The sequence below is a fragment of the Aliiroseovarius crassostreae genome (assembly GCF_025137635.1).
In the GTDB taxonomy this organism is placed as follows: Bacteria; Pseudomonadota; Alphaproteobacteria; order Rhodobacterales; family Rhodobacteraceae; genus Aliiroseovarius; species Aliiroseovarius crassostreae.
In genome coordinates this window covers 134,352-158,162 of record NZ_CP080772.1, presented here as the reverse complement: position 1 = coordinate 158,162, position 23,811 = coordinate 134,352, and the positions used below count along the sequence as shown (strand labels likewise).

The window sequence follows — 23,811 nt, the reverse complement described above, 5'->3', positions numbered from 1 at the left end:
GGGCTCTGCCCCGCGCCTGTTTCAGGCGCTCCCCGGGATAATTTTAAACAGAAAATGAATAGGGGAAGCATCCCATACGCGCTCTGCGCCGATCCCTCATCCAAGCCACGTCAGGAAATGAGACGTTTTTCGAAACTTAGGGAGGTTGGGCGGTCAAAGCCGGGGTGGGACGATGCCCCAACCTCGTCAAATCCAAGGGCGCGGAACGCTGTGTGGTTCTGGCTGAGCTCCACACGGGTTTTCAAGCGCAGGCAGGGTTTGCCCAACGCGATGGCACGGATGCCGGCCTGCTCCACCAGTTTGCGGGCGACCCCTTTCCCCCGCGCCTTGGCAGTCACCGCCAGTTTGCTGAGATAAAGCGCGTCGGGAAGCGGCGTCAGAAACAGGCAGGCGGCGCGGTTGATCACCCAGACCTCCCCTTCCGCTATCTGCCTTTCGACATCCGCAAGCCCCAGTCGATGCATGGAACTTGGCGGATCAATGCGCCCATCATGCTCGGCAAACACGCGCTGGATCAATTCAAGGATCCATTTGGCGTCTTCTGCCGAGGCAAGGCGGGGTGTCATGCCGATGTCCCGCCAAGCTCATCCAATGAGGCGCGGGCCGAATTGGAGCGTGGCTGCCAGAGGCCCCGATCCATCGCCTCCTTGAGGCGTTCGAGGATCTCTTGCAGCGCCGGGGCGTTGTGTTCCTGGATGAATTCCCGCGTGTCGTCATCTTCGATGAAAGCGGCATGCACGAGGTCGAAATGGTGACTGCGCACCGCGCCTGTGGTGGCGGCAAAGGCAAACATGTAATCCACGGTCGCGGCGATTTCGAACGCGCCTTTATAGCCGTGGCGCTTCACCCCTTCGATCCATTTGGGGTTCACCACGCGGGATCGCACCACCCGACCGATTTCATCTTCAAGCGTACGGATCACGGGCCGCTCCGGGCGGGAGTGATCATTGTGATAGATCGGTCGGTCTTTGCCCTGGAGCGTGGAGACGGCGGCGGCGGCACCTCCTTCGAACTGGTAATAATCGTCGCTGTCCAGAAGATCGTGTTCACGATTGTCCTGGTTTTGCACAATCGCCTCGGCCTGGCTCAGACGTTGCTCAAACCCCGCACGGTCACGCTCCCCTTCGGTGGCAGCGCCATAGGCGTAGCCCCCCCATTCGAGATAGGCATCCGCCAGATCAGCCTTGTCAGCCCAAAGCCGCTCGTCAATCATCGCCTGAAGCCCCGCCCCATAGGCACCGGGTTTCGATCCATAGACGCGGTGGGCGCTTTCGCCTGCCCGCACCCGAGCAGCCGCCGGGTTCATGTCGTCAGGTTCTTCCAACCCCTGCACGGCCCGTGCGGCGCTGTCGTAAAGCGCGATGAGTTGCGGGAAGGCGTCGCGGAAGAAACCCGATACGCGCAGTGTTACATCCACACGCGGGCGACCAAGCGCGGTCACCGGGATCACTTCAAATCCGGTCACGCGACGGTTGGCACTATCCCATTTCGGTTTCACACCCATAAGGGCCATTGCCTGGGCAATGTCGTCTCCTCCAGTGCGCATATTGGCCGTCCCCCAGGCGGTGATCAGCATTGTTCTTGGCCAATCCCCGTGGGTTTGCAGATGTTTGTCGATCAGCAGATTGGCGGATTTCCAGCCCAGTGCCCAGGCGGTGGGCGTCGGCACCGCGCGGCTATCGACCGAAAAAAAGTTGCGCCCGGTGGGAAGCGTATCCAGTCGCCCGCGAGTGGGGGCGCCAGAGGGCGCCGGGGCGACGAATTGCCCCTTGAGGGCGGTGAGAAGCCCCTCTCCTTCTGCCGGACCGCAGGCGCGCACGGCAGGCAGAACCACCCCATGCAATGTTTCCAGCACCGGGCGGGTGGCGTTGAAATGCGCAGGGGTCTCGGACCATCCAACGGCAAGCTGCGCAAGTTTCTCCAGCCGCTCCACCGTGTCGCCATTGTTGCGCCAGGGGGCCGTGTCCGCCGCTTGCAGGAACTTGTGACGCGGCCCCTCATAAGCAGCGGCCATATCGCAATCAAGCGGGTCGATATCGACGTCACAATCCGCAGCGAGCGCCCGGATCAGGGACGCATCCCCCGCTTTTCCTTCCCCACGCGGCACGCGCAGCAGGGCAATTGCCAGATCGCGCTCAAGCTCCCCCACCGGTGATTGTCCAAAGATATGCAAACCATCGCGGATCTGCGCTTCTTTCAACTCGCACAGATAGGCGTCAAGCTTGGCCAGATCACTTTCCTCATCCTCGCCGGTAAGGCCCGCATCCTGATCCAGCCCGGTGACGGAGGTAAGCGACAGGATCTCGCGTTTGAGGTGGTCAATCCGGCGCGGGTCCACGCCCGCGGCCTCGTAATACTCGTCGACCAGCGCCTCAAGATCGCGCAGCGGACCATAGCTTTCGGCGCGTGTGAGCGGCGGGGTCAGGTGGTCGATGATCACCGCCTGCGCACGGCGCTTGGCCTGGGTACCTTCGCCGGGGTCATTGACAATAAACGGATAGACATGTGGCAGCGGGCCGAGGATGGCCTCGGGCCAGCATTCGTCGGAAAGCGCCACGGATTTTCCGGGCAGCCATTCAAGGTTCCCGTGCTTACCCATATGCACAATCGCGTGGGCCTGATGCTGGTGGCGCAGCCAGAAATAGAAGGCGAGGTAGTTGTGTGGCGGGACCAGATCGGGTGAGTGATAGGTTTCGGTCGGGTCGATATTATAGCCGCGCGCAGGCTGCACACCGACGACGACATTTCCATATTCCAATACCGAAAGCGCAAAGCCATCCTCGTAAAACGGGTCATTTTCCGGGGTGCCCCAACGGGTTTCCACCGCTTCACGCAACGCCCATGGGAGGGCTTTGTAATAGGTCAGGTAATCCTCAAGCGACAGGCGCACACCGCCTGTCCGCTCCGCCCGATCCACCAGCCAGTTGGTGGGACCTGCCATGACGGATTGCATCAGGGCATCGCTGTCGGCGGGTGCATTCGTGACCGTATAACCCTCATCCGCAAGCAATCCCAATGCGTGAACCACGGCGGCGGGGGTATCAAGGCCGACACCATTGGCCAGGCGCCCGTCCTTGTTTGGATAGTTTGCCATGATCAGCGCGACTTTACGCACGCCTGCCTCAGCCCGGCGCAGGCGCGCCCAGCCTGCGGCAAGTTCTGCCACAAACTGCACCCGGTCCCCCCGCGCCCGATAGGTGGCGATGGGGCATTCCGTCGCCTCGTCGAAAAACGCCTCCCCCTTAAAGGAAATCGCGCGCGACAGGATACGGCCATCCACTTCGGGCAGCGCCACGTTCATGGCGATGTCACGGGCAGACAGGCCCGCAAGCCCCTCTTCCCATGCGGCCTCACCCGATGCGGCCAACACCACCTGAAAGATCGGAGCGTCATTGCAGAAGGGCGCGGCCAGCGGGTTGGCATTCTTATGCGCTTCATCGTGATGGGGCGAGCCCACGGCAAATGAGGTGCAGTTCAGGATCACATCTGGCGCGGCCTGGGTGAACAGGCTTTCCAATGTTGCCACCGAAACCGGATCTTTCAGGGACGCCACAAAGACCGGCAACGGGTTCAGCCCCTGCCGCAAAAGCGATTTCACCAGCCGGTTAATCGGGTTCAGCCCCGCCCCCTGCACCAACGCCCGATAGAAGACAACAGGCACCACCGGCAGCCCCTCGCTCCACGCGGCCTGTGCAGCGGCAAGGTCGGACACGCCTGCACCGGGCCAATAGACCCCCGCCCGCAACAGCGGCTTGGCGGCTTCTGGCTTTTCGTCTCCGTCCAGCATCGCCTTGGCATAGTTGAGAAACAGTGTGCAATTCTCGGGCCCACCTTCGACCAGATAGGCCCAAAGCGCATCATAATCTTCGTCCGACACGGTGGACAACGCCCGCAGTTCAGCATCAGGTTTGTCATCGCCGGGCAAGAGCACCAGCGGCACCCCCGCCTCACGCAAACGCGCGGAATATTGCTCCGCCCCATATTTCCAATACCCCACACCGCCCAGCACGCGGGCAATCACCAGCCGCGACTTGGACGCGCAATCATCGATATGCAGATCCACAGACATGGGATGGGTGAGGTGCATCATGTTGCCAAGGCGCAGGCTCGGCGGGGCCTCCATCGCGGATCGCGCCTCCGACAGGCCCGCAAGCTCGGTATCTGCGGCCGAGATTACCACCAGATCGGCGGGTGTCTGGCCCAGATCGACCGCTTCTTTGCCGTCATCAATTGCGCCCGGTGTCGCTGCGAGAAGATGCATGATCCGCCTCTTGCTTGTATGATGTCACCTGATCGGGCATGACACCCGAAAATCAGAAAGGTTCAGCCATGGATTACAAAGCCGCCGGAGCGCCCAAACCCGCCAAGGGTGCGCCCCGCCACCGCGAACATAACGAACGTGGCAGCGAGAAAAACCCCTATCAGCGCAAAGACCAGAAGGCAGAGCTTCTGGCCCGGATGAAAGCGGCAGCCAATAAGCAGGCTGCGACGGAGGGCGGGAAATAATCCCGCCCATCACGATCAGAGCGGTTTTTCCATGAAGATGGAGCTGGCCGCGTCAGGATAGTCGCCAAAGGGGCCACATCGGGTAAACCCCGCGCGTTCATAAAGCCGGTGCGCCGCGTGCAGCACATTTCCGGTCTCAAGCTTCATTGCCTTATGCCCCTTGGCACGCGCTGTGGCTTCAAGCTGCGAAAGCAACGCCTCTCCCACCCCTTTGCCACGAGCATCGGGCGAGACGAACATGGATTTCACCTCGCCATACGCTCCCTTATCCGCAATTGCCCCGGTGCCGAGGATCCGCGCGCCCTCACGCGCCACGAAAAACGAAATCTCGGGCGCACAAAGATCGTCAATCTCCAGAAAGAAGTTGTCCTCCGGCGGAAACAGCTCCTCCATCAGCGCATGGCTGGCCTTAAGCAGCGCCGTGGCCTCCGGGTGATGTGGATCACCCGGTTCAATTCGGAGGGGAACGTCGATGCTCACGCCGAAAGGGCCTCTTCGATCGCGGCGCGGTCAAGGCCGGACTGGCCGATCACCACAAGGCGGGTTTCGCGCCTGTCCGCCCCAAACGGCTGATCAAAATAGGTGTCAACGCGGGGTCCGACCGCCTGCAATGTCAGGCGCATCGGCTTGCCTTCCACGGCAGCAAACCCCTTCAGACGCAGGATATTGTTCGATCGGATCACATCTGCGACCTTCTCGGCAAAGGCCTTGGGATCCGCCACTTCGCCGCGGGTCACGACAAAGCTTTCGAACGCATCATGGTCGTGGTGATGGTGGTGATCATCATGGTGGTGGTCATCCTCGTGATCATGGTTATGATCGTGGTCGTGATCATCATCGTGGTCTTGATGATGGTGGCCTTTTTCGTGCAGCGACAGGCGGGCGTCCATGTCATCTTCGGCCCCCATGCCCTGCCCCAGCAGCACCTCAACCGGCAACGCCCCCATGATCGAGCGCACAACCTGCACCCCATCGCGGCTTTCGGCGGCCAGTTTGCCAACCAGCGCGTCAGCCTCGGCATCCCCCAGCAGGTCGGACTTGTTCACGACGATCATGTCGGCGCAGGTCACCTGATCCTTGAACAGCTCTGACAACGGCGTTTCGTGATCCAGGTTGTCATCCATCTTGCGCTGCGCTTCGACCGCATCAAGGTTGGATGCAAACTGCCCGTCCGACACCGCCTTGCCATCCACAACGGTCACAACACCGTCCACGGTCACGCGGGTAGAGATTTCCGGCCACTGGAACGCGCGCACCAAGGGTTGTGGCAGGGCCAGCCCCGAGGTTTCGATCACGATGTGGTCCGGCGGGGTTTCACGGTCCAACAGTTTCTCCAGCGTCGGAATGAAATCTTCGGCCACCGTGCAGCAGATGCACCCGTTCGACAGCTCCATGATATCGTCTTCGGTGCAGGTCTCGTCTCCGCATCCCTTGAGGATGTCACCATCGACGCCCAGATCACCAAATTCGTTGATGATCAGCGCGATGCGTTTGCCATTGGCATTGTCGAGCATATGGCGGATCAGGGTGGTTTTCCCTGCGCCCAGGAAACCGGTCACAACAGTGGCGGGAATTTTGGTCAGCATCTTTTGTCTCTACTCTGTTGCCCGTCCTCCCCGACGGGACATGAAAAGTCGCATATGGCAGGTCTCCTGGCTTACGGATCTCGGCATGGCGTCACCTTCCCAGCGTTCCCGCCAGTGGCATATCAACGCCTGCGCTCCGCCTACAGTCGCGGGGGCGGCTGTCGATTTGGACCCCGACTTGGGTCGCCCGCACGACATTCCCTTTTCTCCCCGGAACATCGTTATGCGCCGGGAAACCATATCCGCCCGTTCTGCCGTGCAAGACCAGTTTTCGTCAAGAAGGATTACGACCGCAGCGGGCCTGCAAACGGCAGAAAGGGGGGCGCCCGGACAAAGGAAAACCAATATCTTGTGGATAACTCTCCCATCCCGACCAGATTTTGGCCCGTTTTAGGTGGGACCCGTTGACAGACCCCCGCCGCACACGAACACTCACTTCACCCGAGAATCAATTTGAGGCAGGCCGCTTGCGGTTTTCAAAACTACGTCTGAACGGCTTTAAAAGCTTTGTTGACCCGACCGATCTGGTGATTGCGGACGGACTGACCGGCGTGGTGGGACCAAATGGCTGCGGCAAATCAAACCTGCTCGAAGCCCTGCGTTGGGTGATGGGGGAAAACCGCCCCACCGCGATGCGTGGCGGCGGGATGGAAGATGTGATCTTTGCCGGTGCCGCCACGCGGCCTGCGCGCAACTTCGCCGAGGTCTCACTGCAGCTCGACAATTCCGAACGGCTTGCGCCCTCCGGGTTCAACGACAGTGACAATCTGGAAATCATCCGGCGCATCACACGCGATGCCGGATCCGCCTACAAGGTCAATGGCAAGGATGTCCGTGCGCGGGATGTGCAGATGCTGTTTGCAGACGCCTCCACCGGCGCCCACTCGCCTGCCCTGGTGCGACAGGGGCAGATTTCCGAGCTGATCAATGCCAAACCCAAGGCACGCCGCCGCATCCTGGAAGAGGCCGCCGGCATTTCAGGTCTCTACCAGCGCCGTCACGAGGCCGAGTTGAAGCTCAAGGGCACCGAAACAAACCTCGCCCGCGTCGAGGACGTGCTTGAACAGCTCGCCACGCAGCTGGCGCAGCTGGCCCGACAGGCCCGGCAGGCCCAGCGGTACCGCACCATTGGCGACGACCTGCGCCGCGCCGAGGGGCTGTTGCTGTATCGACGCTGGAAAGAGGCCGACCTGGCCCGTCACGAGGCGGAAGAGATCCTGACCGAGCGGGTGAAACAGGCCGGTCAGGCAGAACTCTACGCCCGCAAGGCCGCCAAGGACCGCGAAGAAGCCGAGGCCGCCCTGCCCGCCCTGCGCGAGGAAGAGGCCGTGGCCGCCGCGATCCTCAGCCGTCTGACCATCAGCCGCGATCAGCTCTCCGACCAAGTGGCACAGGCCCTTGAACGCATTCAACTCCTGACCGGTCGCATTGAACAACTGGGCAAGGATATCGACCGCGAGGCCGGGTTGAACCGCGATGCCGGCGAGACAATTGAACGGCTGGAATGGGAGCAGGAACAGCTCCGCAAAGCGTCGGAAGGGCAGGATGACGCCCTCACACAGGCCATGGATCAGGCCCGCGAAAGCGCCGCCATCCTGCAAGAGCGCGAAGGCGATCTGTCGCAACTGACCGAGGATGTGGCCCGCCTTGCCGCCCGCCACCAATCCGCCCACCGGTTGCGCGATGACAATCAGAAAACGCTGGAGAAAAGCGAGGCAGATGCCGCGCGCGCGCAAGAGGCCGTCACCCTTGCCCAAGAGGCCGTCACCCGCGCTGCGGAAGATTTTGATCTGGCAGAAGCCGCCGCCGAAACGGCCGCCGAAAACGCGGAGGAGGCCGAGGCCGCCCTGGCTGCTGCGGATGAGGCGCGCACCGAAGCGCAATCACGCGAGGCCGATGCCCGCGCTGCACGCTCTTCTGCCGAGGGCGAGGTCAACGCGCTTCATGCCGAAGTATCCGCCCTCGCGCGTCTGGTCGAACGGGACGCCGCCGAAGGGGCGCAGCTTCTGGATCAACTGCGGGTGCAATCAGGATATGAAAAGGCATTGGGCGCGGCCCTGTCAGATGATTTACGCGCGCCCGAGGTGGAGGCGGATGCCGCCTCTGGCTGGGCCACGCTACCGGCGTATCCACAGGCGCAGCCCCTGCCCGAGGGCGTGAAATCTCTGGCAAATTACGTGACCGCCCCACCGGTTCTGACACGCCGGATCGGGCAGATCGGCCTGTGTGAACCAGAAGATGCCGCGCGGCTACAGGAAGCACTGAAGCCCGGTCAGCGGCTGGTGTCGCTGGAGGGGGATCTGTGGCGTTGGGACGGCTACCGCGCCGGGGCGGAGGACCAGCCCTCAACCGCCGCCCTGCGGCTGGAACAGCTCAACCGACTGCAAAAACTGAAGCAGGACCTCGAAGAGGCCTCGGCGCGTGCAGAAGGCGCGCGGGCGGCCCACGAAGCCCTGAAGACCATGCTGTCAGATGCGGCTGAGGCCGACAAACGCGCCCGCGACGCGCGCCGTGATGCCGACCGCGCCATGTCCGATGCGGGCCGCGCGTTGTCGCGGACCGAAGCGGACCGCAATATCGCAGAAGGCAAACTGGAAAACATGGGGCTTGCGGTGCGTCGCCACGAAGAGGAAGCCCTGGCCGCCCGCACCCGCCTGATGGAAGCGGAAAAGGCGGTGGCGGGTCTTGGCGATCTTGAGGCTGCCCGTGCCGGAGTGGAACAGGTCAAAATGGCCGTTGAAGCCGCGCGGATGACCATGATGGCAAAGCGGTCCTCCCAGGACGAATTGCGTCGCGAAGGTGAGGCTCGCCTCAAGCGTAGCCAGGAAATCACCAAGGAGATCTCGGGCTGGCGGCATCGTCTGGACACGGCGGAACGCCGCATCGCCGAGCTGGAAGAACGCAAGCTGGCAAGCGAAGAGGAACTTGAAGAGGCGCAGGCCGCCCCGGAAGAGCTGGCGATCGAGCGTGAGGAGCTGACCGAGCAGATCGAAACCGCCGAGGAGCGTCGCAAATCCGCCGCCGATAAGCTCGCCGAAGCGGAAACCTGCGAACGCAGTGCCGCCAATCTTGAGCGCGATGCCGAGCGGCTGGCCGGCGAAGCGCGGGAACACCGCGCCGCAGCCGAGGCACGCGCGCAGGCCGCGCGCGAGACCGTGATCCACGCTGCCGAACGGATCGAAGACGACATGGAGACCACGCCGCAGGCCCTGCTTGAACAATTGGATGCGGACCCGGAAAAAATGCCCTCGTCCGAACAGATCGAACATGATGTGAACCGCCTGAAACGCCAACGGGATGCCCTTGGCGCGGTCAATCTGCGCGCCGAAGAGGATGCGCGCGAGGTGCAGGAAGAACACGATACTCTTTTGAAAGAAAAGACAGATCTGGAAGAGGCGATCAAGAAGCTGCGCACGGGCATTGCCAGCCTGAACAAAGAGGGGCGCGAGCGCCTGCTGACCGCATTTGAAGAGGTGAACGGCAGCTTCTCGACCCTGTTTACCCATCTGTTCGGTGGCGGAGAGGCCAAGCTGGTGCTGGTTGAAAGCGATGATCCGCTGGATGCGGGGCTGGAGATCATGTGTCAGCCACCGGGCAAGAAACTGTCGACCCTCAGCCTGCTTTCTGGGGGGGAACAGACCCTCACTGCGATTGCGCTGATCTTTGCGGTATTTCTGGCCAACCCGGCCCCGATCTGCGTGCTGGACGAGGTGGACGCACCGCTGGACGACGCCAATGTCACCCGGTTCTGCGATCTTCTGGACGAGATGACCCGACGCACCGACACGCGCTTTCTGACCATTACCCACCACGCAGTCACCATGAGCCGCATGGACCGCCTGTTTGGCGTGACTATGGCGGAACAGGGTGTCAGCCAGCTGGTCAGTGTTGATCTGAAAAAGGCCGAGGAGATGGTGGCCTGACCCCAGGGTCTTTCCGGCTTGCATTGCATCTGCCCCGCGGATTTCCGAGTGCATTTCGCGCCAAGCTTATGTTGCAAGCTTGGCGCGAAACGCTTTAGGTTGTCGGAAAATACAGGAGTTTCAGATGACAATGAGTAAATTGATTTGCGCAACGGCTTTGGCAGCTTTCACTGCAGGCGGCGCGCTGGCACAAAACATCACCGCCGCAGACCCGCAATCCTTGATGAATTTCTTTGCAGACGAGGGCGCCCCTGCCAAGCTGGATGTCGACAATGTTGGTGATCCGCTGATTGAAATGAAGCATTATGGCACCGAATTCGCGGTCTATTTCTACGGCTGTGACGATGGCAAATCCTGCGACGCCATCCAGTTTTTCTCCGGCTATTCCACTGACGGGAAAACCCCCATCGCCACCATCAATGTCTGGAACCGTGAAAACCGGTATGGTCGTGCCTACCTGACCGATGAGGGCAATGCGCGTGTGGAATATGACATCTACACCGGCGCGGATGGCATCACCCGCGAGGACTTTGCCGAAGTCTTCGAAATGTGGCTGAGCGTGATGGGCCAGTTTGAAAAACACATCGACTGGTAAGACACCAGACCCAGAACAAAAGGCCCGGCAATGCGACCGGGCCTTTTTATTGACAACTGCCCCGCGATCAGAGTTTCGACAAAAGCGCAGCCGTGGGCCACGCATCTGCAGGCAGTCCCAGGCGTTTTTGCTCCTTTTGCACCGCAACCCGTGTCTTGGCCCCAAGGATCCCGTCGATCTTGCCAACGTCATGCCCGCGCGCCGCCAGCTTCTTTTGCAACTGCTTCAACTGCGCACCTGACAGTGCCGGATCCGGGTTGCCGGCCTTGTATACTGGCGCGCCCTCCAGACGGGTGGCAAAATAGGCGGCCGTCATCACATAGGTGAAGCTCTTGTTCCATTCGAAATAGACCCGGAAATTGGGATAGGCGATGAACGCGGGCCCCTTGCGCCCCTGCGGCAAAAGGATCGAAGCCGGCAGGTTTGCGGCGAGCTTGCCTGCACGCGGCGTGACCCCCAAACGCGCCCACTGGCTCGCTTTCATCTGGGTTCCCAAACCGGTTTTGGACCAGTCGAAATCCTTGGGAAGGGTCACTTCCTGCACCCAGGGTTCATTGGCCCGCCAGCCCAGTTGGCGCAGCATATTGGCCCCGGACAGAAGCGCATCTGCGGGCGACCGGCGCAGATCCACCTTGCCATCGCCATTGCCGTCCACACCGGCCTCGATAATGTCACCGGGCAACATCTGAACCATGCCAATCTCCCCCGCCCAGGCGCCGGTGGAGGTCTTCGGATTGAAACTTCCGCGTTCAAACAGTTCAAGAGCGGCAAAAACCTGCGGCTGGAACAATTCAGGACGGCGGCAATCATGGGACAGGGTCATCAACGAGTTCAGCGTGTTGAAATTTCCCTGAAACGCACCGTAATCGGTTTCAAAGGCCCAGAAGGCGGTCAACACTCCGCGGCTCACACCATAGCTGCGCTCCATCCGGTCAAAGATTGCGGCATGTTTTTTCAGTTTTGACTGTCCAACCGCCATCCGGTTCTGACTGATCAACGCCCGCGAGAAATCAAGGAAGGATTTCTGAAAGATCCCCTGCGCGCGATCCGCCTTCAACGTGGCCGCATCCTGCCTTACGCCTGCAAAAAACGTGTCGACCGCAGCCTTGGAATGGCCTTTTGAGCGGGCCTCTTTCTTCATTGCCGTGACAAAGCCGGAAAACGATCCGCCACATTTCACCATCGCGGTCGCAGGGCTGGTCAAACCAATAGCCAAAACGGCTGTCGCAAGAATTATACGCATAAAACTTTCCTCGCTTATATAGCGCCAGCCTACCGGTTTCAGCGGATCAGACAAGCGCCAGGAATATTGCAATTGCCAAAAGCACCCACCAGGCGGACCAGAGCATGTGAACCGCCTGATCCACCTCTTTCGGGCCGATCTCCTGCGCCCCGTCCTCATTCACCCAAGGGAAATCCCGCAATTCGCCCTCATAGGATCGTGGCCCCGAAAGCGCGACGTTCAGACTTGCCGCCATTGCCGCCTCGGGCCAGCCCGCATTGGGCGAGCGATGCAGCGGGGCATCCCGACGAATAATGTCCCAGGCAGCCCAATTGCGGCGGGCAAGCATGAAAACAAGCGCCGAGAGCCGCGCCGGAACCCAGTTCAACACATCATCCAGACGGGCGGCAAACTTGCCAAATTCCTCATGCTTTTCCGTGCGATACCCAATCATGCTGTCAGCGGTATTGACCATCTTGTAGACCATCAACCCCGGCAGGCCCGCAACCGCGAACCAGAAGATCGGCGCCACCACCCCATCCGAGAAATTTTCGGCTGCCGATTCGATCGCCCCACGGGCAATTGCCGGGGCGGGCATCTCGGACGTGTCGCGCCCGACAATCATCGACACAGCCTGTCGGCCATGAAACAACGACTGGCGCAGTCCGTCCGCCACCGCCTGCACATGTTGCGCAAGGGATTTCTGCGCAATCAAGATCGCCGCCAGGAGCATTTCCCACAGACCGCCAAAGGGCAGATGCGGCACGGCCCAGCCCAGCAGCGCGGCCCCGGCACATAAGACAAGCATCACCGCGGTGCCACGCAGGATCCGCCCCTCACCCCGATTAAAGCTCTCATCCGCCCAGCCGATCAGACGCCCCATCAGCACCGCCGGATGCGGCAGGCGTTTCCACGCCCAATCCGGCTCGCCAAAGATGGCATCCAGCAGCATGGCGAGAACGAGGGTCACAGGGCAGCCTCCAATTGGGTCCAGCCCCCGGAGGGGGGCAGCCCCAGACGCAGCCAGGTTTTCGAATAGGGGAAAACGCGGCTCCAGACATGACCGCGGGCCAATTTGTCTTGCCACATCAGCGCATCCTCAACCTCGTAAAGCCGAAACAGCGTGGTGCCCCCGACCAGCTTGGCCCCATGATACATCATCGTCCCATCCAGCCGCGCAGTGTCCACCGCAAGGCGCTGGCGCATGGTGGCAGCCCAGTCGACATCCAGCAGCGCCCGCGTGCCGATCTCAAGCGCGGGGCCCGACACCTGCCACGGACCAACCGCTTCGCGCAGCTTGGCGATAAGGGCGCGATCACCGATCACAAACCCAAGCCGCAACCCGGCCAAGCCCCAGAACTTGCCAAAACTTTTCAAAATCAGCGTGCCTGGTTCAGTGGCGCGCGATATATGGCTCATCTGCGGGGTGACGTCGCAAAAACTCTCATCAATCACAGTCAGAGGCCGGGACCAGTCCGGATCCAGCCAGAACCGCCCATCGGGGTTGTTGGGGTGCACCAGCACCTGTGCCGCGCCCCCATCAGTCAGTTCCCAGCCATTGGCCTCAAAGGCGGCGGCATGTTCATTATAGGTTGGTGTCGGGATCTCGGCCTGCCCTACCCCCAGCAGGGTTGGAATGCGGGCAATCAGGGCCGAGGCCCCGGGAGCTGCAAGGATATCTGCGCCCTCCGGCACATTCCAGAATGCGCGCGCTGCGGCCTCAAGCCGTTCAAACGCGCCTTTGTCGGGCAGCGCGGTCCAGGCTTCGGCACCGATTTCACCCAGCGGATATGGATGCGGGTTGATGCCGGTGGACAGGTCGATCCAGTCCACGCGCTTGCCGCCATATTGGGCGATGGCTGCATCCAGCCCGCCCCCGTGATCACGTAACTTGGTCATGCCCGTGGTTCACTCCTCGGGGATCGGGTGATGGCGGGTGACGAAATGACCCTTCACGGATTGCGGCCACTGACGATAGGGCACAGTGCCGTTTTCGCTTTCTGCATGACCCTGGGCATAGGCCACGATGCCTTCGGCGGCATCCTGAGTGGGATCAAACCGCCCCATCGTATAGGCCAGTTTGCCATGGGCCTGAACCGTCACGTTGCAACTGTTGTCACAGCCCATCAGGCAGGAGACGCGACGCACCTTGAGCGCGCTGCCGATCGCGGCCTGTTCCACCAGATCCGCCAGCTTCTCTCCATCAGTTTTGCCGCCTGACGTGGTTTCATCCCAATCTTCGCGCTTGCATGTGTCACACACCGTGATCCAGCTTGTCATGCGTTTCTCCCTCATACTCTTCCCGCCTTGAACCGGAAATCCGCTCAAAACACAATCCTGCTTGGCATATATCCACCGATTGCCCCGACCCAAACCCTTCGATTGTCGCCCGAACGGGAACAGTGTGAAATACTGTTCCAAGAGATTTGTTAGCGAATCTGAACGGTTTGTGCCACAACGCGGCAGGGAGTTTTCATGCGCGTATTGATCGTCGAAACGAACCAGGATCTGGCCGGGGTCTGGAGCCGTTCGCTGGAACGGCAGGGGGTGGATGTGATCCGCGCCCATGATGAAGATGCGGCCATTCGTGTGCTTGATCAGACCCGCGTTGACGTGATTGTCATGAATGTGCATCTGAAAGACGGAAACGCATTGGCGCTTGCCGATTACGCCGAGTTCCGCACCCCGCATGCGCGGGTGATCTTTGTCACCAATTCCAGCTTCTTCTCAGACGGATCCATCTTCAACCTGGCCAGAAATGCCCATGCGTTCATTGCAGACCAGACACCGGTCGAAGATCTGACCGCCTTGGTCGAGTTCCACGGAGCGCACGCCTGCAACGCAGCTGAATGATCCGCATTTGCAAACCCGCGCCCCTTGGCTAAAGTCCCGTCATGACACAAAGTGATTTGCGACCGGACGCGGTTATTTTCGACATTGGAAACGTGCTCATTCGCTGGCAGCCAGAAGAGCATTATGACCGCTGGATCGGGGAAGATCGCCGTCGCGCCATGTTTGCCGCGGTTGACCTTCATTTCATGAATGAATTGATGGATCGGGGCGGTAATTTCCGCGACACGATTTATGGAACTGCCGCACAATATCCTGAATTTGAAAAGGAAATTCGCTGGTGGCATGATCGCTGGCGCGAATTGGCCAGCCCGCAGATCGACCTTTCCGTCGCCACGTTGCGTGCTTTGAAACGCCGTCAGGTGCCTGTCTTTGCCCTGTCGAATTTCGGCGTCGGCTCCTTTGCCCAATCTGAGCTGGACTATGAGTTCCTGCAGGATTTTGACCGCCGCTACATCTCTGGTCACATGAAAGTCACCAAGCCCAGCGCGCAGATCTATCAGATGGTTGAGGAGGATTGTGGTCTTTCCCCCGAACGGTTGCTGTTTGTAGATGATCGCGCCGAAAACATTGCCGCTGCCGCCGAACGCGGCTGGCAGACCCATCTGTTCAACGACCCGCGCGCCTGGGCGGATCACCTGATCCGACTTGGCTTGATTGAGGAGAGTGACCTTTGATCCATCCGAATGCTCCTGACATCATTCCGTTTGAAGCCGATGCCCTGCTGAATTGGCGCGCATTGACCGACGCGCTTCTGGCCGGTCACAGCTTTCCCGAAGCCAAGATTGGTGACACGTTTCTGTATCGCGATGCGGACACGATGCTGACCCGCTCCGCCTGGATTGACGGGCTGGGAAGTGCGGTAAAGACCGCCAATATCATGCCCGGCAACCCGGCACGTGGCGAACCGATGATCCACGGGGCGGTTAACCTTTACGACGATGTGACAGGTGCGCTTGAAGCTATGCTCAACTTCCACCTTGTCACGAAATGGAAAACCGCGGGCGATTCCGTTTTGGGTGCCAGATTGCTGGCGCGAGCCGACAGTAAAGTGATCCTGATCTGCGGCGCGGGCACGGTTGGTCACAGCCTGCGAGAGGCCTATGGCGCCCTGTTTCCCGAAGCGCATTTCCTGATCTGGAACCGCTCACCTGACGGGGCAAACGCCTTTGCCGAACGCCATGACAAAACGCGCGCAGTGGCCAGCCTGGAGGAAGGCTGGGCCGAGGCGGACATTATCACGTCTGCCACCATGACCACAGATCCGATACACTTTGGAAAATGGGCCCGCCCCGGCCAGCATATCGACATGATCGGCGCCTATCGCCCGGACATGCGCGAGGTGGATGACGAAATGCTGACCCGTGCCCGCCTGTTCATGGACAGCCGCGACACGGTGCTTGACCATATTGGCGAGCTCAAGGACCCGCTGGCACGTGGCGTGATTTCACGCGACGATATTGAGGGCGACCTTTATGATGCGGATAAAGGTGTCTTTACCCGCGCGCCCGATGACATCACCTTCTACAAAAACGGCGGCGGGGCGCATCTCGATCTGATGACCAGCCGCTATATCCTCAGCGCCTGGCGGGAAAGGTAACATCCGATGGTCACGATTACGGAAGAGCAGATCGAAGCCTATCAACGCGATGGTGTGGTCATGATCCCCGGCGCGCTGAGCGACTGGGTCGAGGTGATGCGCGACGGTGTCGAACGCAATATGGCGGAGCCCGGCGAATATGCCTCTGAAAATGCTGTAACCGAAGGGCGTTTTTTCGACGATTACGTAAACTGGACCCGGATCGCGGAGTTTGAAAACATCGTGCGCAACAGTCCTGCGGCGGAAATTGCAGCCAGGCTGATGCGGTCGGCCTCGGCACAGTTTTTCCACGACCATGTGCTGGTCAAGGAACCCGGCACACCGAAACCCACGCCATGGCATCAGGACGGGCCTTATTACTTTGTTGAAGGGGAACAGACGGCGAGTTTCTGGCTGCCGCTGGATCCGGTGCGCGAGAACTCGTTACGGTTCATCGCGGGCAGCCACAAATGGGACAAGATGGTGCGCCCGGTCAGCTGGGCCGATGACAGCGATTTTTACCAAGCCAAGCAGGAGTGGATCCCGGTGCCGGACCCGGATGCCAATCCCGGTGACATGACGGTGCTGGAATGGGAAATGGAGCCCGGCGATGCGGTGGTGTTTGACTTTCGCACCGTTCATGGCGCGCGCGGCAACACGGCTGCAACCCGCCGCCGCGCGCTCAGCCTGCGCTGGATGGGGGATGATGCCCGTTATGTCGAACGCCCCGGCCGCACCTCTCCTCCCTTCCCCGGCCACAACATGACCACGGGCCAGAAGCTGCGCGAAGACTGGTTCCCCGTGCTGTGGCATGAAGGGGACGACACGTGAGCTGGTTTGCACTGTTTCTTCTATGGATGTTGGCCAATCTGGCAGTTGCGCCCTGGGTGTTGGAACGTGCCCGGACAGTGATGGACAGTGTTGCGCGCCGCAAAGCACCCGGCGGCTTTGCGGAGCTGCCCTCTGGCCTGACCCATTACCAATGGCACGGACGGGAGCGCGGGCCGCTGATCCTTATGGTCCACGGTCTGACAACCCCCAGCTGGGTGTTTTCCGCCCTGATCCCAGGGCTTGCCAAAATGGGCTTTCGCATTCTCACCTATGATCTTTACGGGCGCGGATATTCCGATCGCCCAAAGGGCAAGCAGGACGAAACCTTTTTCCTGACCCAGCTTGAAGAGTTGCTGGAGGCGCTGCGGATTGATGGAGAGATATCCTTTTTGGGCTATTCGATGGGGGGCGCAATTGCCACGGCCTTCACCGCCCGCCATCCCCACCGGGTGGATCGCCTGATGCTGCTTGCCCCGGCAGGCATGATCTATCACACCGGGCCTTGGCTGGCCCGCGCCCGGGACTGGGGTGCAATCGGCAACTGGCTGTGGGGGCTCATCGGGGGCTGGGTGATCTGTCAGGCGGCCAAGCCTGACGCAGTGGCCGCACAAATCCCAGACTTGCCCGCGCGCGTGAAGCAGGAAACCCAGATCCGGGGATCTGTCCGTGCGGTGCTGTCATCGGAACGCAACATGCTGTCCGTAACGCAGGAAGCCGAACACCGCGCCATTGCAGCCACCTCAATTGCGGTGATTTCGGTCTGGGGCGAGAAAGACATTCCCATCCCGCTCACCGCTATGGGCAAACTGACCGAATGGAACCGCGCCTGTTATAAATATGAGATCAAAGGCGCCGGGCATGGGCTGATTTACACGCATCCCGATGAAGTGATTTCTGCCTTGCAGGAACATCTGCGCGAAGTTTGAGCCGCTTCGTAACCCTTCCGCCTCGCGAGCTTCGCATTTGACTCCATCCCCTACCGGGGGATAGGGTTCAAGCATGACTAATCAACATCACCACCCGTCCCACCCGCAGATCACCGCCCGACTGAAGCGTGCGCATGGGCATCTGGCCAAAGTCATCTCCATGCTGGAGGATGAGGCCAGCTGCACCCAGATTGCCCAGCAATTACATGCGGTTGAAAAGGCCATCACCAATGCGAAGAAAGTGTTGATCCACGATCATATCGACCATTGTCTGGATCCGGACATGCCGGTGGATATGCAGGATTTCCGGGAAATCACAAAATATCTCTGAAAGGCACCCCTCGGGATACACATCCCCCCCTCTTCCCATTTCAGGCGACAGACAGATCCCAGGGCATATCGATGATCAGCATCCTGAACAACCGAACCTACCGCCACTTGTTTGGTGCCCAGATCGTGGCACTGACCGGCACCGGGCTGGCCACGGTGGCCCTTGGCCTGCTGGCCTATGACCTGGCGGGGGACCGGGCTGCGATGGTGCTGGGCATCGCCTTGACGATCAAGATGGTCGCCTATGTGCTGGTCGCCCCGGTCGCGGCGGCCCTGGCCGAACGGATCAGTCGCCGCCGGGTCCTGGTCACGCTGGATCTGTTCCGTGCGCTGGTGGTGTTAGGCCTGCCGTTTGTCACCGAGATCTGGCAGATTTATGTGCTGATCTTCCTGCTGCAATCCGCCTCAGCCGGGTTCACCCCAACCTTTCAGGCCACCATCCCGGATGTGCTGCCAGATGAGGAAGACTACACCCGCGCCCTTTCTCTTTCCCGCCTGGCAATGGATCTGGAAACCCTGCTCAGCCCGCTTCTGGCGGCGGCCCTGTTGGGACTGACCGGGTTTGCCACGCTGTTTCTGGGCACATCTTTGGGGTTCATTGCATCGGCGCTTTTGGTTGTTTCCGTCCTATTGCCCACGCCGGAACCGGGCAAGCCCCGCCCGATCTGGGAGCGCACGACGCGAGGCATTGGCCTTTACCTGAAGACCCCCCGCCTGCGCGGGCTTTTGGCCCTGTGCTGGGTCAGCTCGACAACCGGGGCCATGGTCTTTGTCAACACGGTGCAATTGGTGAAATCCGATCTGGGACTGGGTGACAGCACGGTCGGTCTGGTGCTGGGAAGCTTCGGCGCAGGGTCCATGGTGGCGGCCCTTGCCCTGCCTCGGCTGTTGAAAGGAACCGAAGATCGCACCGTGATGTTTGCGGGGGCAGGAATAAGTCTCTCAGCCCTTGCCGGGTTCAGCCTGATCGGCCTTGTCCTGCCAGTCAGTTTTGCACTGATCTCCGGGATCTGGTGCGCCATCGGCTTTGGGTTTTCGGCCACTCTCACCCCCTCTGGTCGTGTCCTGACGCGATCCGCCCATCGCACGGACCGGCCCGCGCTGTTTGCCGCACATTTCACCCTGTCCCACGCCTGCTGGCTGGTGGCCTATCCGCTCTCAGGTCTGCTGATGTTTCATCTGGGCGCTGTCGGCGCCGCGTTGATATTATCCGCTCTTGGGATGGTGGGCGCAGGGTTGGCAGTGCGCCTTTGGCCCCGGCACTCGTCGCAGTCGGTTGAGCATCGCCATGATGATCTGCCGCCAGATCACCCACATCTGGCCGGCGACGGCCCACATTCCCACGCCATTATCATCGACGATCTGCACCCCCGGTTTCCCACCACACGGGGCTAAAACACTTTGGACCTGCCCCTTAAAAACAACAAACCCCCGAAGCGAGGCTGCGGGGGTCGTCGTGGCGAGGAATTGACAACTCCCCCACCGAATACGATCAGATCTTAAAGAAGACCCTCACGTTGCGCTTTCTTCCGAGCCAGCTTGCGCTGACGGCGAATAGCTTCCGCTTTCTCACGGGCTTTCTTCTCGGAGGGCTTCTCGAAATGCTGCCGAAGCTTCATCTCGCGGAAGACACCTTCACGCTGAAGTTTCTTCTTCAGCGCACGAAGCGCCTGGTCTACGTTGTTATCGCGAACCGAAACCTGCATGTGGTTGTCACCACCTTTCTAAGTTAGTGTTTGCAGAATTGCAGGAACGGCCCCTTTAGCAGGGAAAGTGAGTCGTGTCCAGATAAACCACCCGCTGCAGGTGGCAACAGGTGACAATCTGAATGCTACCCCCCACGCTCAGAACCTGTATAAGTAAACAAGAATTTCCCCGGCCCGGATCGATATCATGATCAGTAAAACAGACTTCCTTGACACCGCCCTCAACCATGTCCCCTTTGACGGCTGGTCCGAGGCCACGATGAAGACGACGCAGGGCGAATTGGGGGTGTCTGACGCCGAGCTGCAGGCGCTGTTTCCGCGCGGGGCGCTGGATCTGGCGCTGGCCTACCACAAAGCAGGCGACGCCGAGATGGTCGCAAAGCTCGAAGCTGCCAATCTGGACGAGATGCGCTTTCGTGACCGCATTGCCGCCGGGGTGAAGTTCCGGCTTCAGGTGGCTGATAAGGAAATGGTGCGCAAGGGTATGGCCTTTTTCGCGCTGCCCCAGAATGCAGGCGTTGGCACGGCCGCCCTTTGGGAGACCTGCGATGCAATCTGGGCCACGCTGGGGGACAGCTCCCAAGACGTGAACTGGTATACAAAACGTGCCACGCTTTCCGCCGTTTACTCCTCCACCGTGCTCTTTTGGTTGGGGGATCACAGCGAAGGCGATGCAGCCACCTGGGCTTTCCTCGACCGGCGCATCGACAATGTGATGCAGTTTGAGAAGGTGAAGGCGCAGGCGCGCAAGAACCCGCTGTTCAAATCCTTCATGGCCGGTCCGGGGAAGATCCTTGAAACGATCAAGGCCCCCGGCACCCGCGACATGAACCCCAAATATCCGGGCCGCTGGGCGCCCTCTTCCCCGAATGGAGACACGTGAATGACCGACATGATGCGCGCGGTGGAAATCTCGACCCCCGGTGGGCCCGAGGTGTTGAAACTTATCGACGCTCCAATCCCTACGCCAGCGTATGGTGAGATCCTGATCAAGGTGGCCTTTGCAGGCGTGAACCGCCCGGACGCCATTCAACGCGCAGGAAATTACGCCCCTCCCCCCAACGCGTCACCCCTTCCCGGCCTGGAAGCCTCTGGCGAAGTGGCTGCGGTGGGTGAAGGCGTAACAAATTGGAATATCGGCGATAAAGTCTGCGCCCTTCTGCCGGGCGGCGGCTATGCTGAATATGTCACCACCCCCGCCGCCCACGCCCTACCTGTGCCTGAGGGGATGGGACTGCGAGAAGCATCCTGCCTCCCCGAAACATACCTCACCGTATGGTCTAATGTTTTCATGCGCGGCGGGTTGCAGGCGGGCGAACGGTTTCTGGTCCATGGCGGCTCCTCCGGCATCGGCACCACCGCCATCCAGCTCGCCAACCATTTTGGCGCACGCGTTTTCACCACAGCAGGCAGCGATGAGAAATGCGCGGTCTGCACCGACCTTGGCGCGGAGCGGGCGATCAACTACCGCGACGAGGATTTTGTCGAGGTGCTGAAAGGGGAAGGGGGCGCCAACCTGATCCTCGACATGGTTGGCGGCGGCTATATCGCCCGCAACATCCGGGCACTCGCCACCGAGGGTCGTATGGTCCACATTGCCTTCCTGTCCGGCCCCAAGGCCGAAATCAATTTCGCGCAGATCATGGCCAAGCGCCTGACCGTGACGGGTTCCACCCTGCGCCCGCAATCCGACCTTGCGAAAGCCAAGATCGCGGAGGAATTGCTGGAAAAGGTTTGGCCGCTTCTGGACCAGGGCACCGTCAAGCCCGTGCTCGATCAGGTGTTCCCGCTGGCAGACGCCCACGCCGCCCATGCACGCATGGAAACCAGCCAGCATATCGGGAAGATTTGTCTGCAGGTGGGGTAGAACTCATCCGGGAAGGGGGCGCTTACAAGAGCGCCTTCTCCATATTCAGATCCCGCCCCTCTGCACCGCCTTGCGATAGAGATGCCAGGTGGCATGGCCCAGAATGGGCAGCACCACAACCAGCCCCAAAAGCAGCGGAAGCGCACCCAGCAACAGCGCGGCGAGCACAATCACACCCCAACGCAGCATAACGCCGGGATTGCTCCTCACCAGCTGGATCGAGCATCCCACGGCCACTGCCACACCGACCTTTCGATCCAGCAGCATAGGTACCGAGATCACGGTGGTGGCCAGAACCACCAACGCAAACGCAAAGCCGACGCCCCCACCCAGGAAAATCATCATCCAGCCTGCCGGGGTGGTCAGAGCTGATTTGGCAAAACCGTAAACAGTTTCGGGCAAATCAGGGCCCAGCGTGGCCTGATAAATTGCCCATGCCGACAGCATCCAGGCCATGAACAGCACAAACAGATAGGCCCCAATCACAAGGATCCCCCCCAGACTGGGTGCCCCGAGCACTCCGATCGCAGAGGTAAAGCTCACATCTTCCCCCGCCTCCCTTCGTCGGCTGATCTCGTAAAGCCCTACTGCGGCCACCGGCCCCAACAACGCGAACCCCATCATCAGCGGCGCCAACAAGGGTAAAAGGGACATGTTGAAGGCCATTGTGATCAGGATCAGTCCGACAACGGGATAAAACACGACCAGCATCATAACTTCCGTCCGCGCGGCGCAAAAATCCTTGTACCCCAGTCTCAGCGCCGCATTCAGATCCGCCATATGCAGAGATCGGAGCTTCGGAGGCGCATCCTTCGAGGATATATGATCAATGTTTTCAAGGACATGATGCCCCGCGTCGGCCACATGCTGAGCCATCCAGGATAATGGGTTACCGATTGTCTTGACCATTTGCCTTCCTCCCGCAGTGTTACCACCCGGCCGGCTCCCATGCATCTATGCACAAAGACCGGACCCCGGCCTTTGATCCCAGTGTATCATGACCGGCTCACACGGCCCGCACACAAGCAAGTGAACCCTGCGGTGACCCCAAGGCGGCAGCGGCGATTTCCCTCGCATCGCTCTATTTTCTGGGCAAAATTATCCCCGCCGGAGGCACAGGAGCCATCCCCCAGCCTGCTGGCCTACGGGAAGAAAGGCGCGGGAGCCCCCGCGAGATCAGCGGATCGGATCCAGTAGCGCACGTGTCTGCGAACAATCCCGGCGCACGTCCCGACCACATTCCCGCGGTTCAAGATCCTTGGTCAGGCACAGGCGCGCTTCCTGAATGCGATCGCCTTTGCAGGTGATGGTCAGCATATTGGCCTGCCACTCCGGGTTGGCCTGCAAAAAGGCGTCCTCGATCACTTTCGCAGGCAGCCGCACCGGTTTGTCGAGTTTACGCAGGATTTCCGGTCTCTCCACCGCTTCATAAGCGCGGCGCACGGTGTCGTAGTAGTCTGAGGGTTCCAGCCCAGCACAGGTGCCGTGTTTCTTCCACTGATACCAGGCGGCCCCTCCGTCGCCGAAAATATCCGCCTGCGCACGGGTCATACCGCGCGACGGGGTGCGAAAGCTGTGCCGGCAATAGCTGGGCCACCCGGTTTCATATTGCGGCCACAAACCATGCACGACCCACCCAAGGTCACGGGCCGGATCGCATTGCTCTGATCCCCGCGCATCCCCTTCGACAGCACACCAGTTTGGGGACCAGCTTAACGCCAGAACGTAATAATCGAAGTCTCCGGACGGCTCACCATCTGCCCAAAGGCCCAGCACTGAGAGCCCCCAGATCACACCCGCCAAAACCGCCTTACGCATTTGCTCTTCCCTCTTTTTCCTTTCTCCCTTATATAGACCGCAAGTTCCCCGACAACGAGAACCGGTCTGGAA

23 protein-coding genes and 1 riboswitch are annotated in these 23,811 nt (G+C 60.5%); of the genes, 12 read left to right on the top strand and 11 right to left on the bottom strand.

The features are described from left to right. Nucleotides 1–110: 110 nt before the first annotated feature. Both K3J57_RS00670 and cobN read right to left on the bottom strand, forming a co-directional pair. Nucleotides 111–566: a GNAT family N-acetyltransferase gene (locus K3J57_RS00670; protein ID WP_259796689.1), complete on the bottom strand. Its 456-nt coding sequence runs from the start codon at nt 564–566 to the stop codon at nt 111–113. Continuing rightward, nucleotides 563–4,261 carry a cobaltochelatase subunit CobN gene (cobN, locus tag K3J57_RS00665; protein ID WP_259796688.1) on the bottom strand — a complete coding sequence of 1,233 codons (3,699 nt, stop codon included), beginning with the start codon at nt 4,259–4,261 and terminating at the stop codon, nt 563–565. The genes K3J57_RS00670 and cobN overlap by 4 nt, the downstream gene beginning before the upstream one ends. Before the next feature lie 68 nt (nt 4,262–4,329). On the opposite strand from cobN, the gene K3J57_RS00660 reads away from it, so the two are divergent. Next, on the top strand, nt 4,330–4,506 hold the full coding sequence (locus K3J57_RS00660) for a hypothetical protein (protein ID WP_055187675.1): 177 nt from the start codon (nt 4,330–4,332) through the stop codon (nt 4,504–4,506). A 15-nt stretch (nt 4,507–4,521) separates the two neighbouring features. Here K3J57_RS00660 and K3J57_RS00655 read toward each other — a convergent pair whose 3' ends face one another. Together K3J57_RS00655 and cobW are read right to left on the bottom strand one after the other, a co-directional pair. Next, nucleotides 4,522–4,986: a GNAT family N-acetyltransferase gene (locus tag K3J57_RS00655; RefSeq protein ID WP_375542817.1), complete on the bottom strand. Its 465-nt coding sequence runs from the start codon at nt 4,984–4,986 to the stop codon at nt 4,522–4,524. Further along, complete coding sequence (gene cobW / locus K3J57_RS00650; RefSeq protein WP_259796687.1) at nt 4,983–6,092, bottom strand: cobalamin biosynthesis protein CobW; 1,110 nt, start codon at nt 6,090–6,092, stop codon at nt 4,983–4,985. Before cobW ends, K3J57_RS00655 begins: the two co-directional genes overlap by 4 nt. Before the next feature lie 39 nt (nt 6,093–6,131). Continuing rightward, a riboswitch (cobalamin riboswitch) is annotated at nt 6,132–6,348 on the bottom strand. A 211-nt stretch (nt 6,349–6,559) separates the two neighbouring features. Here cobW and smc point away from each other — a divergent pair. Both smc and K3J57_RS00640 read left to right on the top strand, forming a co-directional pair. Beyond that, nucleotides 6,560–10,015: a chromosome segregation protein SMC gene (gene smc, locus K3J57_RS00645; protein WP_259796686.1), complete on the top strand. Its 3,456-nt coding sequence runs from the start codon at nt 6,560–6,562 to the stop codon at nt 10,013–10,015. A gap of 124 nt (nt 10,016–10,139) precedes the next feature. Continuing rightward, nucleotides 10,140–10,610: a YbjN domain-containing protein gene (locus tag K3J57_RS00640; protein ID WP_259776396.1), complete on the top strand. Its 471-nt coding sequence runs from the start codon at nt 10,140–10,142 to the stop codon at nt 10,608–10,610. Nucleotides 10,611–10,677: 67 nt separating this feature from the next. On the opposite strand, the gene K3J57_RS00635 is transcribed toward K3J57_RS00640, so the two are convergent. Genes K3J57_RS00635 through K3J57_RS00620 form a run of 4 tightly spaced genes read right to left on the bottom strand, consistent with a single transcriptional unit; the run spans nt 10,678 to nt 14,112 of the window. Next, nucleotides 10,678–11,853: a lytic murein transglycosylase gene (locus K3J57_RS00635; protein WP_259796685.1), complete on the bottom strand. Its 1,176-nt coding sequence runs from the start codon at nt 11,851–11,853 to the stop codon at nt 10,678–10,680. A gap of 46 nt (nt 11,854–11,899) precedes the next feature. Then, nucleotides 11,900–12,802, bottom strand: coding sequence for an adenosylcobinamide-phosphate synthase CbiB (gene cbiB / locus K3J57_RS00630; RefSeq protein ID WP_259793355.1), 903 nt, complete (start codon nt 12,800–12,802; stop codon nt 11,900–11,902). Continuing rightward, the gene (locus K3J57_RS00625; protein WP_259796684.1) at nt 12,799–13,731 is read right to left on the bottom strand and encodes a threonine-phosphate decarboxylase; all 933 of its coding nucleotides are present in this window, start codon (nt 13,729–13,731) and stop codon (nt 12,799–12,801) included. The genes cbiB and K3J57_RS00625 overlap by 4 nt, the downstream gene beginning before the upstream one ends. 9 nt (nt 13,732–13,740) lie before the next feature. After that, complete coding sequence (locus K3J57_RS00620; protein WP_055187662.1) at nt 13,741–14,112, bottom strand: DUF1636 family protein; 372 nt, start codon at nt 14,110–14,112, stop codon at nt 13,741–13,743. Nucleotides 14,113–14,307: 195 nt separating this feature from the next. On the opposite strand from K3J57_RS00620, the gene K3J57_RS00615 reads away from it, so the two are divergent. From K3J57_RS00615 to K3J57_RS00585, 7 genes are all read left to right on the top strand, one after another. After that, a complete protein-coding gene (locus K3J57_RS00615; protein ID WP_173485960.1) occupies nt 14,308–14,685 on the top strand; it encodes a response regulator in 378 nt (125 codons plus the stop codon). Nucleotides 14,686–14,726: 41 nt separating this feature from the next. Further along, nucleotides 14,727–15,359 (top strand): HAD family hydrolase, encoded by a 633-nt coding sequence (locus K3J57_RS00610; protein WP_259793347.1) that lies wholly within the window; start codon nt 14,727–14,729, stop codon nt 15,357–15,359. After that, the gene (locus K3J57_RS00605; RefSeq protein WP_259793345.1) at nt 15,356–16,282 is read left to right on the top strand and encodes an ornithine cyclodeaminase family protein; all 927 of its coding nucleotides are present in this window, start codon (nt 15,356–15,358) and stop codon (nt 16,280–16,282) included. Before K3J57_RS00610 ends, K3J57_RS00605 begins: the two co-directional genes overlap by 4 nt. Before the next feature lie 6 nt (nt 16,283–16,288). Then, complete coding sequence (locus K3J57_RS00600) at nt 16,289–17,092, top strand: phytanoyl-CoA dioxygenase family protein (protein WP_259796683.1); 804 nt, start codon at nt 16,289–16,291, stop codon at nt 17,090–17,092. Then, nucleotides 17,089–18,018 carry an alpha/beta fold hydrolase gene (locus K3J57_RS00595; RefSeq protein ID WP_259796680.1) on the top strand — a complete coding sequence of 310 codons (930 nt, stop codon included), beginning with the start codon at nt 17,089–17,091 and terminating at the stop codon, nt 18,016–18,018. Before K3J57_RS00600 ends, K3J57_RS00595 begins: the two co-directional genes overlap by 4 nt. 73 nt (nt 18,019–18,091) lie before the next feature. Continuing rightward, nucleotides 18,092–18,349: a metal-sensing transcriptional repressor gene (locus K3J57_RS00590; protein ID WP_259785812.1), complete on the top strand. Its 258-nt coding sequence runs from the start codon at nt 18,092–18,094 to the stop codon at nt 18,347–18,349. Between the two features lie 71 nt (nt 18,350–18,420). Beyond that, nucleotides 18,421–19,743 (top strand): MFS transporter, encoded by a 1,323-nt coding sequence (locus K3J57_RS00585; RefSeq protein WP_259793336.1) that lies wholly within the window; start codon nt 18,421–18,423, stop codon nt 19,741–19,743. A gap of 104 nt (nt 19,744–19,847) precedes the next feature. Here K3J57_RS00585 and rpsU read toward each other — a convergent pair whose 3' ends face one another. After that, nucleotides 19,848–20,054: a 30S ribosomal protein S21 gene (gene rpsU / locus K3J57_RS00580; RefSeq protein WP_018302784.1), complete on the bottom strand. Its 207-nt coding sequence runs from the start codon at nt 20,052–20,054 to the stop codon at nt 19,848–19,850. A gap of 187 nt (nt 20,055–20,241) precedes the next feature. Between rpsU and K3J57_RS00575 the strand changes: the two genes are divergently transcribed. Both K3J57_RS00575 and K3J57_RS00570 read left to right on the top strand, forming a co-directional pair. Next, nucleotides 20,242–20,937, top strand: a complete 696-nt coding sequence (locus K3J57_RS00575; RefSeq protein WP_259796678.1) for a COQ9 family protein — start codon at nt 20,242–20,244, stop codon at nt 20,935–20,937. Then, the gene (locus K3J57_RS00570; RefSeq protein ID WP_259793329.1) at nt 20,938–21,921 is read left to right on the top strand and encodes an NAD(P)H-quinone oxidoreductase; all 984 of its coding nucleotides are present in this window, start codon (nt 20,938–20,940) and stop codon (nt 21,919–21,921) included. A gap of 45 nt (nt 21,922–21,966) precedes the next feature. Here K3J57_RS00570 and K3J57_RS00565 read toward each other — a convergent pair whose 3' ends face one another. After that, nucleotides 21,967–22,830 (bottom strand): DUF2189 domain-containing protein, encoded by an 864-nt coding sequence (locus K3J57_RS00565; protein WP_259793328.1) that lies wholly within the window; start codon nt 22,828–22,830, stop codon nt 21,967–21,969. Nucleotides 22,831–23,097: 267 nt separating this feature from the next. Further along, complete coding sequence (locus K3J57_RS00560; RefSeq protein WP_259793326.1) at nt 23,098–23,739, bottom strand: ribonuclease T2 family protein; 642 nt, start codon at nt 23,737–23,739, stop codon at nt 23,098–23,100. Between the last annotated feature and the right edge of the window lie 72 nt (nt 23,740–23,811).

Bases quoted from the DNA above. Each gene is read 5' to 3' on its own strand.
- K3J57_RS00670 (WP_259796689.1), bottom strand. From the start codon at position 566: ATGACACCCCGCCTTGCCTCGGCAGAAGACGCCAAATGGATCCTTGAA.
- cobN (WP_259796688.1), bottom strand. From the start codon at position 4,261: ATGCATCTTCTCGCAGCGACACCGGGCGCAATTGATGACGGCAAAGAA.
- K3J57_RS00660 (WP_055187675.1), top strand. From the start codon at position 4,330: ATGGATTACAAAGCCGCCGGAGCGCCCAAACCCGCCAAGGGTGCGCCC.
- cobW (WP_259796687.1), bottom strand. From the start codon at position 6,092: ATGCTGACCAAAATTCCCGCCACTGTTGTGACCGGTTTCCTGGGCGCA.
- K3J57_RS00640 (WP_259776396.1), top strand. From the start codon at position 10,140: ATGACAATGAGTAAATTGATTTGCGCAACGGCTTTGGCAGCTTTCACT.
- K3J57_RS00635 (WP_259796685.1), bottom strand. From the start codon at position 11,853: ATGCGTATAATTCTTGCGACAGCCGTTTTGGCTATTGGTTTGACCAGC.
- K3J57_RS00625 (WP_259796684.1), bottom strand. From the start codon at position 13,731: ATGACCAAGTTACGTGATCACGGGGGCGGGCTGGATGCAGCCATCGCC.
- K3J57_RS00620 (WP_055187662.1), bottom strand. From the start codon at position 14,112: ATGACAAGCTGGATCACGGTGTGTGACACATGCAAGCGCGAAGATTGG.
- K3J57_RS00615 (WP_173485960.1), top strand. From the start codon at position 14,308: ATGCGCGTATTGATCGTCGAAACGAACCAGGATCTGGCCGGGGTCTGG.
- K3J57_RS00610 (WP_259793347.1), top strand. From the start codon at position 14,727: ATGACACAAAGTGATTTGCGACCGGACGCGGTTATTTTCGACATTGGA.
- K3J57_RS00600 (WP_259796683.1), top strand. From the start codon at position 16,289: ATGGTCACGATTACGGAAGAGCAGATCGAAGCCTATCAACGCGATGGT.
- K3J57_RS00590 (WP_259785812.1), top strand. From the start codon at position 18,092: ATGACTAATCAACATCACCACCCGTCCCACCCGCAGATCACCGCCCGA.
- K3J57_RS00585 (WP_259793336.1), top strand. From the start codon at position 18,421: ATGATCAGCATCCTGAACAACCGAACCTACCGCCACTTGTTTGGTGCC.
- rpsU (WP_018302784.1), bottom strand. From the start codon at position 20,054: ATGCAGGTTTCGGTTCGCGATAACAACGTAGACCAGGCGCTTCGTGCG.
- K3J57_RS00575 (WP_259796678.1), top strand. From the start codon at position 20,242: ATGATCAGTAAAACAGACTTCCTTGACACCGCCCTCAACCATGTCCCC.
- K3J57_RS00570 (WP_259793329.1), top strand. From the start codon at position 20,938: ATGACCGACATGATGCGCGCGGTGGAAATCTCGACCCCCGGTGGGCCC.
- K3J57_RS00565 (WP_259793328.1), bottom strand. From the start codon at position 22,830: ATGGTCAAGACAATCGGTAACCCATTATCCTGGATGGCTCAGCATGTG.
- K3J57_RS00560 (WP_259793326.1), bottom strand. From the start codon at position 23,739: ATGCGTAAGGCGGTTTTGGCGGGTGTGATCTGGGGGCTCTCAGTGCTG.